At 64.5% G+C, this 12,698-nt stretch carries 10 protein-coding genes; 5 read left to right on the plus strand and 5 right to left on the minus strand.

Annotated elements, in window-relative coordinates:
* The first annotated feature begins 14 nt into the window (after positions 1-14).
* Entirely contained in the window at positions 15-1,562 is a 1,548-nt protein-coding gene (locus MNAB215_RS01420) for a class I adenylate-forming enzyme family protein (RefSeq protein WP_083745964.1), read from the plus strand.
* On the opposite strand, the gene MNAB215_RS01425 is transcribed toward MNAB215_RS01420, so the two are convergent.
* Positions 1,551-2,333 carry an enoyl-CoA hydratase gene (locus MNAB215_RS01425; RefSeq protein WP_077077131.1) on the minus strand — a complete coding sequence of 261 codons (783 nt, stop codon included), beginning with the start codon at positions 2,331-2,333 and terminating at the stop codon, positions 1,551-1,553. The two genes, MNAB215_RS01420 and MNAB215_RS01425, sit on opposite strands and share 12 nt — an antisense overlap.
* A gap of 341 nt (positions 2,334-2,674) precedes the next feature.
* On the opposite strand from MNAB215_RS01425, the gene MNAB215_RS01430 reads away from it, so the two are divergent.
* From MNAB215_RS01430 to MNAB215_RS01440, 3 genes are all read left to right on the plus strand, one after another.
* Positions 2,675-3,649 carry a UDP-glucuronic acid decarboxylase family protein gene (locus MNAB215_RS01430; RefSeq protein ID WP_077077132.1) on the plus strand — a complete coding sequence of 325 codons (975 nt, stop codon included), beginning with the start codon at positions 2,675-2,677 and terminating at the stop codon, positions 3,647-3,649.
* Positions 3,650-3,703: 54 nt separating this feature from the next.
* Complete coding sequence (locus MNAB215_RS01435) at positions 3,704-4,879, plus strand: glycosyltransferase (RefSeq protein WP_077077133.1); 1,176 nt, start codon at positions 3,704-3,706, stop codon at positions 4,877-4,879.
* A 62-nt stretch (positions 4,880-4,941) separates the two neighbouring features.
* Positions 4,942-5,820, plus strand: a complete 879-nt coding sequence (locus tag MNAB215_RS01440; RefSeq protein WP_245830100.1) for a class I SAM-dependent methyltransferase — start codon at positions 4,942-4,944, stop codon at positions 5,818-5,820.
* Positions 5,821-5,823: 3 nt separating this feature from the next.
* Here MNAB215_RS01440 and MNAB215_RS01445 read toward each other — a convergent pair whose 3' ends face one another.
* On the minus strand, positions 5,824-7,242 hold the full coding sequence (locus MNAB215_RS01445) for an SDR family oxidoreductase (RefSeq protein ID WP_077077134.1): 1,419 nt from the start codon (positions 7,240-7,242) through the stop codon (positions 5,824-5,826).
* 252 nt (positions 7,243-7,494) lie between these two features.
* Here MNAB215_RS01445 and MNAB215_RS01450 point away from each other — a divergent pair, with 252 nt between their 5' ends.
* Entirely contained in the window at positions 7,495-8,802 is a 1,308-nt protein-coding gene (locus tag MNAB215_RS01450; protein ID WP_077077135.1) for an LLM class flavin-dependent oxidoreductase, read from the plus strand.
* Between the two features lie 79 nt (positions 8,803-8,881).
* Here the strand turns inward: MNAB215_RS01450 and MNAB215_RS01455 are convergent, their stop codons facing one another.
* From MNAB215_RS01455 to MNAB215_RS01465, 3 genes are all read right to left on the minus strand, one after another.
* The gene (locus MNAB215_RS01455; RefSeq protein WP_077077136.1) at positions 8,882-9,535 is read right to left on the minus strand and encodes a Bax inhibitor-1/YccA family protein; all 654 of its coding nucleotides are present in this window, start codon (positions 9,533-9,535) and stop codon (positions 8,882-8,884) included.
* Between the two features lie 250 nt (positions 9,536-9,785).
* The gene (locus MNAB215_RS01460; protein ID WP_217348897.1) at positions 9,786-11,498 is read right to left on the minus strand and encodes a glycoside hydrolase family 13 protein; all 1,713 of its coding nucleotides are present in this window, start codon (positions 11,496-11,498) and stop codon (positions 9,786-9,788) included.
* Between the two features lie 2 nt (positions 11,499-11,500).
* On the minus strand, positions 11,501-12,511 hold the full coding sequence (locus tag MNAB215_RS01465; RefSeq protein WP_217348898.1) for a glycosyltransferase family 4 protein: 1,011 nt from the start codon (positions 12,509-12,511) through the stop codon (positions 11,501-11,503).
* Between the last annotated feature and the right edge of the window lie 187 nt (positions 12,512-12,698).

Raw genomic sequence — 12,698 nt, forward strand, 5'->3', positions numbered from 1 at the left:
GATAGGACCTGGGTGTGACCCAACCCCGACCGCTCACGATTCCGGCCCTGCTCGCGCAGAGCGTCCGCCTGTTCGGCCAGGAAACCTACGTGGTCACACCAACCGACCGAGTCACATACGAGCAGGCGGAGCAGCGTTCGGCGCACATCGCACGCTGGTTACTCCAAGAAGGCGTCGGCAAGGGCAGCCGCGTCGGGCTGTTCTTCACCAATGGCGTGGAGTGGATCACGTGGTGGCTCGCTGTGTCGCGGATCGGCGCCCTGGCCGTCCCCATGAGCACGATGTACACGCCAGCCGAGATCGCAAAAGTATTGCGGCTGGCAGACATTGGGCTGTTAGTTGCCGCCAGCCAGGTATTGGGCAAAGACGTCGCCGAAAGATTCGAAGCCGCACTGCCAGAACTACCTGTTCAGCAAGCCGGCCACTTGGCATTGCCCGCCGCGCCGTATCTGCGCCGTGTCGTGCTCACCGGCGAAGCCGACCGGGAATGGGCGACACGCTGGGACGGGGATACGGCCGCGGGCGTCCCCGACGATGTGCTGGCCGCGGTCGAGGATGAGGTGTCCCCCGCCGATCTGGCCATCATGGTGCACACCTCGGGATCCACCGCTGATCCCAAAGGCGTGCTGCACACCCATGGCACCGTCGTCCGGCAGACCTCGACATGGCCAACCGCCATACGGGCGATCACCGGGTCAGCGTCCCCGGCCAGGATCCTCTGCGCGATGCCCTTCTTCTGGATCGGCGGATTGCTCGCCGTTACGGGGGCGCTGCATGAACCCGTCACGCTTCTGGTCCTGCCTCGTCTCGACGCCGGCACCGCGCTGGATCTCGTCGAACAGGAGCGCGCCACCGGGATCGTGGGATGGCCCGCCTTCACCCAGCGCCTGCGGGAGCACCCCTCCTTCGCCGATCGTGACCTCAGCAGCGCACCGCTCCTGCGCGACGGTCCGCTGGACCTTGCCATGATCGACGTCCCCGACGGATTCCCGATACACCGCACCATGTCTGAGACCGCGGGTGGCTTCGCCTTCACCGACATCGCCATCGTCGACGAAGGCGGGGCCGCGGTCGCCACGGGAGACACCGGCGAGCTCCTCGTCCGAGGGATCGGCGCAATGGCCGGCTACAACAAACGCGAACGTTGGGAAACCTTCGACGCCGACGGCTGGTACCACACCGACGACCGCGTCTATCGCAAAGAAAATGACCCGCGATTGTTTTATGTCGGACGGACCAGTGAACTCATCAAATCCGCGGGCGCCAATGTCTCCCCGCTCGAGGTCGAGGCAGTCGTCGAGGAATTCGATGACGTCGCCCAGTGTGTCGTCGTCGGGATCGATGACCCGGAGCGGGGCGAGCAGGTATGCGCCGTCGTCGTCGCCGCGGGGGCGACGATCGACGTGTCCTCCCTGGCTGCACGAGCACGAAATCAATTGTCTGCGTATAAGGTTCCGACGCGCTGGGCGATCGCGACCAGCGACCAGATACCCACCCTGCCCAGTGGCAAGCTCAACCGAAAAGCCTTGCGGGCCATGCTGATCGACGGCTCACTGGGCTGACTTCCCACCGATCTGGCTTCGGTTGCGCGCCGACACGTCGCCGAAGCGCTCACCAAGGCCGACGAAATCGCGTTTCTGCGATCCGGCGATCTCACCCTCGGCGGCTAAGGCCGGGGCGATGACAGCAGACGTGCCACGTACGTAGATTTCCTTGAGCCCCAGCATGGTCGGACCCGGCACTTCACAAATCTGGGCGGCCAGCGCGACGGTTCGGCTAAGCAGCTGGTCATGCGCGACCACTTCGGTGACCAGCCCAATGCGTTCGGCCCTGGCCGCGTCGACCACCTCACCGGTCATGGACAGGCGCCGCGCCATCGAGGCGCCGACCACCTGGGGCAGGCGAGCCGTCATCCCGCCACCGGGCAAGATGCCGACCCGGGCGTGGGTGTCGGCGAAGACCGCACGTTCTGAGGCGACGAGAAAGTCGCAGCCAAGGGCTAGCTCGAGACCTCCCGTGAAAGTCGCTCCGTTGATCGCGCCGAGGATCGGGGTGCGCATCTCGGCGGCCGCGGCAATGCAGCTGTTGGTCTTGAACTCAGCAAAATAGTCCATTCCATCGCGCGCGGCTTCCTTCAGATCGACTCCCGCGCAGAAGGCCGGGTCAGCCCCCGTGAGGACGACCGCCCGCACGGACTCGTCGGCATCGGACTCCTTGAGCGCCGTGTACAAAGCCCGAATAAGATTGCGGCTCAACGCGTTTCGCGCCTCAGGACGGTTCAGCGTGAGGACGCGCACCGGGCCCTGGTCGCTGCGAATCAGTGTTTCGCTCATTATCCGCTATCTCCGCCGCCGCCAGATGCTTGTAGAACAACGGGTTACGTTAGCGACTCGCGATCAACGGCGCCAGGAACGAAGCGACCACCACGGTGGCCCACGGCGAGGTCTGCACGCGCCACGCTCCTCACATCGTGACCAGTGACGCATCGACCCGCAACAGGTGAAGCGCGTCGTGCACAGCCAACGGCCCCTGTGCAAGAGTCGAGGCATTGTGCAAGAGTCGGGGCATTCGAGGCCAGGTCGTGTTCGATGGCCGGAACACCTATGATCCTAAGCGCCTGCGGGCCGGGCTTGAGCACTACGGCGCGGGCTCGGAACTAAGGAGAAGGAACATAGTGAGAGCCCTCGTGGCGGGCGCCGCCGGGGTCTTGGGATCCCACCTTTGCGACCGTCTTCGCCGCGACGGCATCGAGGTTCTCGGACTCGACAACTTTTATACCGGCAGGCGTCAGAACATCGAGCACCTCGAGGGCGATCCGGGCTTCACTTTCGTCGAGCATGACATCACCCGGCCGGCAGACGCGGTCGTGACGGGTCCGCTGGACATCATCTTCAACATGGCGTGCCCGGCCTCGCCGCGGGCCTACCAGCGGGATCCCCTGTTCACCCTGGAGACCAACTACGTCGGGACCAGGAACCTCCTGGAACTCGCGCGTGAGAACGAGGCGATCATTCTGCAGGCCTCCACCAGCGAGGTCTACGGGGATCCAACGATCCATCCCCAGGTCGAGAGCTACTGGGGCAATGCCAACTGCTTCGGCGCGCGGGGCTGCTACGAGGAAGGCAAACGGGTTGCTGAGACGCTGATGCTCGAGTACGCCCGTCGCTACGGCGTGCGAATCAAGGTCGTCCGCATCTTCAATACCTACGGTCCGAGGATGGATTTGGAGGACGGCCGAATCATCTCCTCGTTCACCGTCCAGGCGCTGCGCGGAGAACCGATCACCGTCTTCGGGGACGGCAGCCAGACCCGGTCCTTCTGTTATGTCGACGACCTCGTCGACGGGCTCGTGAAGATGGCCGCGAGCGAACCCTCGTTCACTGGCCCCGTCAACCTGGGCAATCCCGCCGAATTCACCGTCCTCGAAACCGCACGCATTATCAAGGAAATCATCGGATCCGGATCGGTGAACGTCTTTAAGCCACTGCCGCCCGACGACCCCAGGAAACGCAAGCCAGACATCGGCCTGGCGGAGTCCAGGCTGGGCTGGCAGCCACGAGTCCCTTTCGAAGAGGGCCTCTTGCGGACGATCGAATATTTCAGAGACATCATCGGATGTAGCTCCCAAGGGGTGCGCCGTGATTTTTAATGGCGCCAGTTCCGCTCGCCGAACTCAGATGCCGCCAGGAGTTGGATTCCGGCGGTGAAATTCCTGCTAGCAAGCTTGGGAAGTCGCGGCGATGTCGAGCCATGTGCCGCCATCGGTCGGGAGCTGCAGCGCCGGGGCCACCAGGTATGCATGGCGGTGCCGCCTAACTTTCTCGGCTTCATCGAGTTGGCGGGGCTGCCGGCGGTCCCGCACGGCCCGGACCACGTAGAGCAGAACGCGAGTATCGAACGCGTCTATGGGAAGACGCCGCATCCGATGATGGCGGCGTATGCAACGTTGAAGCACCTGACCGAGCTCTTGCCGGAGTTGGGTAAGTCGCTGGCGTGGCTGACAGAGGGAGCCGACCTGCTGCTGACGGACGCATCCGAGCAGGGTCTGGCCGCTAATGTTGCTGAGTACTACGACATTCCGATGGCCGCGCTACACATCTTCCCGCTCGAGCCCGGTGGTAACGATTGGCAGGTCACCAAAGAGGTTGAAGAAGCCCAGCGACGGACGCTGGGGCTGCCGGAGGAACCGGGGCCCTCGGCGCGCCCGCCGCTCGAGATCCAGGCCTACGACGAACTTTTCTTTCCCGATTTGGCAGCTAAATGGGCGGAACACGACCTCCGACGACCTTTTGTTGGCGGGCTGACGCTCGAGTTGCCGGCGGAGGCCGACGACGACGTCACGTCATGGATTGCTGCGGGAACGCCGCCGATCTACTTCGGCTTTGGCAGCAGCGTGCGACTCCCCAATGCCGCTGACACGCTCACGATCATCAGCGAGGTATGCGCACAATTAGGCGAGCGGGCGTTAATGTGCAGTGGCTCAAGTGATTTCACCAACGTCCCGCACTTCGAGCACGTCAAGGTGGTGGGCTCCGTGAACCACACCGCCGTCTTCCCTGCGTGCCGCGCCGTCGTCCACCACGGGGGCCCGGGCACCACGTTCGCGGGCATCCGGGCCGGAGTCCCGACGTTGGCGATGTCCGTCTCGGTCGATCAGCCGTTGTGGGCGGGTGCGGTCACCCAACTGGAAGTCGGCCGTGGGCGGCCCTTCTTCGAGGCGACGCAGGACACGCTGCTCGAGGATCTGCGCGCCATCCTGACTCCGCGCTGCATTGCCCGAACCCGCGAGGTCGCCGCCCAGATGGCCACACCCGCCGAAAGCGCTGCCGCTGCCGCCGATTACCTGGAAGAGGCCGTCCGCCTAGGGCGCCTCGGCTGATTGATACGCTGCGACCAAAGCCCCTCGCCCGCAAAACGTGAGTCCATGCGCAGGAGCGCGTCATGACCGATCCCTGGATCCTCTACACCGAAGAAATGGACCAGGTCGACGGCTGGTTCTTCGGGGCCGATGTCGATCTCTTCAGCGATCTGCTGGCAAGCCAGCTGGCCGAGGACATCAAGGGCGACCTGCTGGAGATCGGTGCGTATCAAGGTAAATCAGCAATCCTGATGGGTTACAGCCTGCGCGACGACGAAGAATTCGTGATCTGCGATTTGTTCGGCGGGGTCATGGATCACGCCGACATCTCTCAGATCTCGCGCCAGGATTACTCGGGTCTGGAGCAGGAGCAGTTCCTGGCCAACTGGGATCGTTTCCACACCCGCCGGCCAATCCTCGAAGTCTGCGAATCGTCAGAGCTCGACCTCGGAGACCGAGTGCTGCGCTTCATCCACATCGACGGTTGTCACAACTACCAGTGCGTCGCCAAGGACATCAGCCTCGCCGTGGCTCACGCAGCCGAACGTGGCGTGATCGCGATGGACGATTACCGAGGCTTTCAAACCCCGGGCGTGGCCGCGGCCATCTGGCAGGCCGTCGGCAATGGCATCTTGTTCCCCTTCGCGGCGACGTACATGAAGATCTACGCCTGCACGTCGGCGACCGATCAGAGTTACTGGCTGGAGCGGGTGCGGGATCGCAAAGACGTCTACACCCTCACCGATTTCGAGTTGCCGTCGTATCGCGATGTCTCGGCAGCCCAGATTCACAAGTCGGTCCCCCCGGCCGCGCCGACGCCGTCGCCCGTGGCCGCGTCGAAAACGCCGCGGGCGCACGTCACACCCGAGGACTTGGACAGGTTCGGCGACGAGGATCTGATGCGGCAGGCATCGAACGACGACTGGCTCCGCGATGAGGCACCACCGCACCACGGTTCGTAGTGGCTACCAGTTGCTCGGCGAGTAGTCCTTCAGGAAGCAGCCGTGCAGGTCTTCGCCCAACTCCCCCCGGACGATCGGGTCGTACACGCGGGCGGCGCCGTCGACAAGGTCGAGCGGGGCATGGAAACCCTCGTCGGCGAGGCGCAGCTTAGTCGGGTGTGGACGCTCGTCGGTGATCCAGCCCGTGTCGACGGCGGTCATGAGGATGCCGTCCTGCTCGAGCATTTCGGCGGCGCTGGTGCGGGTGAGCATGTTCAGCGCGGCCTTCGCCATGTTGGTGTGCGGATGCCCCGGCCCCTTGTACGCGCGGCTGAACTGACCCTCCATTGCCGAAACGTTCACGACATACTTCCGCCGTGACGGTGAAGCGGCCATCGCCGGACGCAGCCGGCTCACCAGAATGAACGGTGCCGTCTGGTTGCAGAGTTGAACCTCGAGCAGTTCCATCGCGTCGATCTCGTGCACGCGTTGCGTCCAGCTGTTGGTTGACGCCGTATCGGGCAGCAGCCCACCCGCATCGATAGCGGTGCCGGCGGCCATCCGGTCTGGAGACGCGCTACGGGCGACGAGGGCCAATTCGGTCACCGCGTGCGGAGCCTGGTGTTCGGCGAGGCTGCCGGCAAGCGCCGCAGGATGGGCGTCGCTGACGTGGTCGAAGGTGACCACGTCGACAAGTTCCGGCGGCGGGGTGCGCTCCCCCTCGACGAGCGCAGCATAAGAGCCGGGGGCCCGGCGCACCGTCTGGGCGGCGTTGTTGATCAAAATGTCCAGCGGGCCGCATGCGGCGACGGTGTCCGCGAGCGCGACGACCTGAGCCGGGTCACGCAGGTCGATCCCGACGATGCGTAGCCGGTGCAGCCAGTCGGCGCTGTCGGGCATCGCGGCGAACCGGCGCACGGCGTCGTTCGGAAATCGGGTGGTGATCGTGGTGTGGGCGCCGTCGCGGAGCAGTCGCAACGCGATGTACATGCCGATCTTGGCGCGGCCGCCGGTGAGCAGGGCGCTCCTTCCGGTGAGGTCGGTGCGGGCGTCGCGCTTGGCGTGGTTGAGCGCAGCGCACTCCGGACAAAGTTGGTGGTAGAACGCGTCGACGACCGTGTGGTGCTTCTTGCAGACGTAGCAGGCCCGCGAGCGAAGCAGCGTGCCCGCGCTGGCCCCAACCGCGTTGGACACCAGCGGCAGGCCCGCGGTTTCGTCGTCGATGCGTCCGGGGGCGCCCGTTGCCGTGGTGGCAATGACGGCGCGGTCGGCGGCCGCCACCGCGTCGCGCTTGGCGTTGCGGCGGGCTTTCCTCACCGACTTGAATATGCCCGCGGTGGCCCGACGCACGGCAACGGCGTCGGGGTGTTCGGGCGGCAAAGACTCCACGTCGGCCAGCACCTGAAGGCACGTATTGAGCTTGTCCGGGTCGATCGCGTTCACCGTGAAAGCGTACGGGGCTTGTGCGCGGCCGCGGCCGTGGCGCGGCCCTTACCACCATCCACGGCAATGGGAATTGTGCTCGAAACGAAATTCCCCGGCAGGGCCGGGGGTTGTGGCATACATGACGTCGCGCATCCCCTACGCGATGAGCCCGCGGGCACCGGGCTGCATGAGCGCGGCGCAGCCGCTCCCACGGACACCGATGGCCGCCGAGGCGCTCTCCTGCGAGCACCCAGAGAAGGAGCCAGTCCCATGAGCGCAAAGACACTGCACTTCAACGCGTTCATTTGGCCCAACGGTTACCACGAATCGGCCTGGCGTGTGGTCAATGACGACGTACGCAACGTCCTAAGCCTCTCGTACTACACCGACATCGCGCGCACCGCCGAACGCGGTTTGTTCGACTCGATCTTCCTGGCCGACAACATCGCGATCGCCGAGTACCGCGCCACGTACCTGCCGCAGACCCAGTTCGATCCGATCTCGGTGCTCTCAGCTCTGGCCGCCGTCACCGACCACATCGGACTGATCGGCACCGGCTCGACTACTTACAACAAACCATGGGAGCTCGCCCGTCGATTCGCGACACTGGATCACCTCAGCGGCGGCCGCGCCGGCTGGAACATCGTCACCACCGTCACGCCGCTGGCGGCAGCCAACTTCGGTGAACCCGTCCATCCCGATCACGCCGACCGCTACGCACGCGCACACGAATTCGTCGAAGTCGTGACGCGGGTGTGGGACAGCTGGGACGACGACGCCATCATCGGTGACCGCGAACGTGGGGTGTGGGCAGACCGCAGCAAGCTGCACGCACCTCGCTTCCACGGCGAGCACTACGACGTCGAAGGAGTACAGCCATTTCCACGCTCCCCGCAAGGCCATCCAGTGCTGGTCCTGGCAGGACAGTCCGGGGCAGGCATCGAGCTCGCCGCGCGATACGCCGAGATGTCCTTTTCCGGACCACCCTCGTTAGAAGCGGCGGTTTCCTTCCGGGCTGATCTCCACGCACGGGCCGCCGCCTCGGGCCGTGACCCCGAGCAGTTACTGGTCCTGCCGGCGTTGATGGTGACCTTGGGTGGCACCGAGGCCGAAGCGCACGCCCGAGCACGACAGCTGGAAGAACTGACCAGTCCCGAATTCCGTTGGCAAAACGCGCTTTACACCGCCGGGCTCGACCCCGATGCCTACGACCCGGACGTTCCGCTGCCCGCTCATCTGTGGGCTGAGCAATCACCGTCGACTCGGGCAGATCAACTCTTTGCGGCCGCGCGGGCACAGCCCGACGCTCCGTTGCGTGAGGTGGCCCAACGGGTGAGCGGAGGCGCGGGGCAGACTCACTTCATCGGAACTCCCGAGCAACTCGCCGATCACGTGATCGCTTGGCAAGACGCGGGCGCGGTAGATGGATTCACCATTATGGGATCGACATTGCCCTACGAGTTAACGGCGTTTGTCGACCACGTCGTGCCGATCCTGCAGCGCCGAGAACGATTTCGTACCGAGTACACCGGGAGCACACTGCGAAACCATCTGGAACTTCAACGGCCATCCGCATAACCAAACCGTTTTGCGTTCGCGGCGGACATCGGAAGTCGAGCATCGCCGGTCGCGTCGCTGATCTGGTGAGTGGGGTTTTTCAGTCCCGGCCCCTGCCTCCAAACAGCTGCAGGAAGAACGAGAAGACGTTGAGCGCATCCAGGAAGATCGATGCGGCGATCAGCGGTGCCGAGTCCATATCGGTGGATCGGCGGAGCCGCTGGAAGTCGACCATGGTGAGACCTGCGAAAACGACAAGCCCAAGGATCGAATAGATGACCGCCCCGCCCGGAATGTGGACGAAGATCAACACGACCCCGAATCCGATGAGCGCAAGTAGCGCCCAGAAGCCGACACGGGCGATGCCGGACAGGTCGGTGCGGGTGGCGTAACCGAAGGCGCCGCAGCCGGCGATGAACAGGGCCGTCGCACCGCCTGCCTCCCACAGCGCCTGGGGGTCCGCCTCGGCGTAGTAGACCAGCGTCGGCGACATCCCTAGCCCCATCAGCAGGCCCACACCCAACAGCAGTGCCATGCTCAGGCCCGCGGAGCTGCGGACGGCGAACCGCATGCCGATCAGGCAGGCGAACGCCAGGATGAAGAACACGAACGCCAGGCCATTGCCAAGGTTGCGGCCCAGGTAGGCGCCGGCCGCGAATAGGCCTGCGGTGGCGGCGACCAACCACATGACCTGGCCGAAAAGGGTGCGAGTCCGATTTTGCACCCCGACCGCGCCGTATTCGGCTGAGCTCATGGCATGTCCGTCCTAAATCGGGAAAATGGTTTCGGAGGAGCCGTGTTTCGCATGCCCGAAGTATGTCGCGATGACGAGCCTCCGTCGATGGCACTGGTCACAACGTCGGCACCTGGCCGGTGTGTCTCCGAACAATGCTCAGCGCGATGTGTGCCCTTGGCAACTTGGAACGCGAAAAGACCTGACTTGCCACTAGCCCCTTGACATTTACTGTCGCGCCACCGGTTCAGACGGTAACGACCGCCGCCGTTCAGCGGACCGGGTGGACGCCGGCGCGGCCCGAGTAGATGCGCGCGTCCCAGCCGGCCAGGTCCAGAGACGTTGACGTCGACGTGGCTGGGGTGCCGGGGAGGTTGCCGAGCAGCAGATCGGCCCCGATCCATTCTGGGCCGATCTCGACGGTCCGCGGACCGCGTCCACAGTTGGCGATCACCAGGAGTTTCCTGTCAGGGGTGGTTCGGGTGTACGCCCAGATCTGCGGGTCTTCCGCCATCAGCGGGGTGAAATCGCCGTCGACCAAGATGGCCGATTCGTGACGGAGACGAATGAGCGCTTGGTAGTGCGCGAAAACCGAATCCGCTGCGTCGAGCTGGGCTACGGCATTGAGCCAGGTGTAGTTCGGGTTGACCGGCAGCCACGGGTCGGCGGAGGTGAAGCCGGCGTTCGGTCCCGCGTCCCATTGCATGGGCGTGCGGGCGTTGTCACGACTGACCCTGGCCAGCCCGGCCAACGCCGCCCTCTGATCGCCGCCCGATTCGACTACTTCGTTGTAGTAGTTCACAGCCTCAAGATCCTTGTGCTCCTGCGCATTTCGGAACGGGTAGTTCGTCATTCCGAGTTCCTCGCCCTGATAGACGAACGGGGTGCCGCGCATGCCGTGCAGAATCGTTGCTAGCGCCTTAGCCGAAGCCGCCCAGTAGTCCGGGGCGTCGTCACCGAACCGGGACACGACGCGGGGCTGGTCGTGGTTGTTCCAGTAGAGGCTGTTCCAACCGGTGTCCGCCAACGCCGCCTGCCAACGATGGAGCGACCACTTCAGGACGACCAGGTCAAGTCCGCGGTAGTCGAATTTGTTCGTCAGGCTGTGATCGACGGACACGTGCTCGAACTGAAAGACCATGTTCAGCTCTCCCCGAGCCGGATCGGTGTAGAGCCGCGCCTGTTCGGGCGTCACGCCCGGCATTTCCCCGATGGTGATGAAGTCGCCCTGGCGGCCTTCGAAGACTTCGCGGGTCAGCTCGGCGAGGTAGTCATGCACGTGCGGTCCGTCTACGAACCCCTCGAACGCGATGACGAACGGGTGTCCCGGGATCGCCGGTGCGTCGGGCAGGCCTTCGGTCTTGGAAATGAAATTGATGACGTCCATCCGGAAGCCGTCGACGCCGCGGTCGAGCCACCAAACCATGATGTCCTGCACAGCTTTTCGTACCTGCGGGTTTTCCCAGTTCAGGTCTGGCTGCTTGCGGTCGAACAGATGCAGGTAGTACTGGCCGGTGGCGGGATCCCACTGCCATGCCGGCCCGGAGAAGAACGAGCCCCAGTTGTTCGGCTCCGCACCGTCACGAGCGTCGCGCCAGATGTACCAATCCCGCTTCGGGCTGACGCGCGAAGAACGCGACTCGACGAACCACGGGTGCTCGTCCGAGGTGTGGTTGACCACCAGGTCCATCACCAGTTTCATGCCGAGTTCGTGCACCCTGGCGAGTAGTGCGTCGAACTCGGCCAGGGTGCCGAACAGCGGATCGATATCGCGGTAATCACTGATGTCGTAGCCGTTGTCGGCCTGAGGCGAACGGTAGATCGGCGACAACCAGATCACATCGACGCCGAGCGACCGTAAATAGTCGAGCCTCCCGAGGATGCCGGCCAGGTCACCGATCCCGTCGCCGCTCGAGTCGGCGAAACTGCGCGGATAGATCTGGTAGACGACCGCAGACTTCCACCACGCTGGATCGCGCCGCACCTTCATTTCCGATTCGCAATGACGTCGCGGTAGACCTTCACGTACTTGTCGATCATGGTGGCGACCGTGAAGCGGTCGGCCGCTCGTTCGGCGATCCTGCGTCGATCCAGATCGCCCGCTGCAGCGACCGCGGCCACCGCCGAATCGATGTCGTCGACGAGAAAGCCGGTGACCCTGTGCGCGATCAGCTCGCCCATCGAGCCTCTCGAGTTGGCGATGACCGGCGTGCCACACGCCATCGCCTCAACGACGCTGTAGCCGAACGGCTCGTCAAAGTCGATCAGGTGCAGCAGCGCGTACGCTCCGCCCAGTACCTCAGCGCGCGCAGAGGTATCAACGGGGCCGAGGTAGCGGACGTGCTTGCCGTCGATGTGCGGCGCGACCTCGTTGCGGAAATACCCCTCGTCCTGGACGATCCCGGCGATGTCGAGGCGACGGCCACACCGGCGGGCGACCTCGATCGCGTCGGCGGTGCCCTTGTCGGGGTGGATCCGCCCGAAGAACAGCAGATGCTCGCCGGGACTCGGATGCATCGCGAACCCGTCGACATCGATGCCATGGTGAATGGTGGCGGCATAGTGCAGATTTGGGTGTCGATCGGCGTCGCTGATCGACACGTAGGCGCCTGTGCCGTCATAGCGCTCGTAGACGGGAATGATCCGGTCCGACGAGAACCCGTGGATCGTGGTGACCACCGGTGTGGCCACCAATTCGCTGTACGTGAGCGGCAGGAAGTCGAACCCGTTGTGAATGACGTCGAACTCCCCGGCGCGCTCGAACACCGACGCGATGTGCAAGCACTCTGCGACCTTGGCGTCGATCGTCGTGTCTTCAGACCACCCACACAGCGCGGTGGCGCACAGGGTGGCCGTGGTGATCGAGTCTGCGGTGGCGAACAGCGTGACGTGATGGCCCGCAGCCACCAGCCCCTCGGTGAGCAAGGAGGCGAACTGCTCCCACGGCCCGTAGTGACGAGGTGGTGTCCTCCACGCGATCGGCGCCAGTACAGCCACTCGGATCGGGCCGCCGACCTCGCCTTGGATATGAATGTCCTCAGGCTACCCGGGACGCCTCTACTCATCCGGCTCGGAAGGTCATCCGCGAGGAGCGGCATACCTGCGATGCAGCGAAAGGTGTTGACGCCGCGTCAGTCGCTTCAATCGGTGCCTTTGGTCCTTCGGCTTGCATCTCTTCGACCCT

It is taken from the genome of Mycobacterium numidiamassiliense (assembly GCF_900157365.1).
Taxonomy (GTDB): Bacteria; Actinomycetota; Actinomycetes; order Mycobacteriales; family Mycobacteriaceae; genus Mycobacterium; species Mycobacterium numidiamassiliense.

What these genes read in the sequence shown, in the direction of transcription:
- MNAB215_RS01425 (WP_077077131.1), bottom strand. Translation starts at nt 2,333, where the DNA reads ATGAGCGAAACACTGATTCGCAGCGACCAGGGCCCGGTGCGCGTCCTC.
- MNAB215_RS01440 (WP_245830100.1), top strand. Translation starts at nt 4,942, where the DNA reads ATGACCGATCCCTGGATCCTCTACACCGAAGAAATGGACCAGGTCGAC.
- MNAB215_RS01450 (WP_077077135.1), top strand. Translation starts at nt 7,495, where the DNA reads ATGAGCGCAAAGACACTGCACTTCAACGCGTTCATTTGGCCCAACGGT.
- MNAB215_RS01455 (WP_077077136.1), bottom strand. Translation starts at nt 9,535, where the DNA reads ATGAGCTCAGCCGAATACGGCGCGGTCGGGGTGCAAAATCGGACTCGC.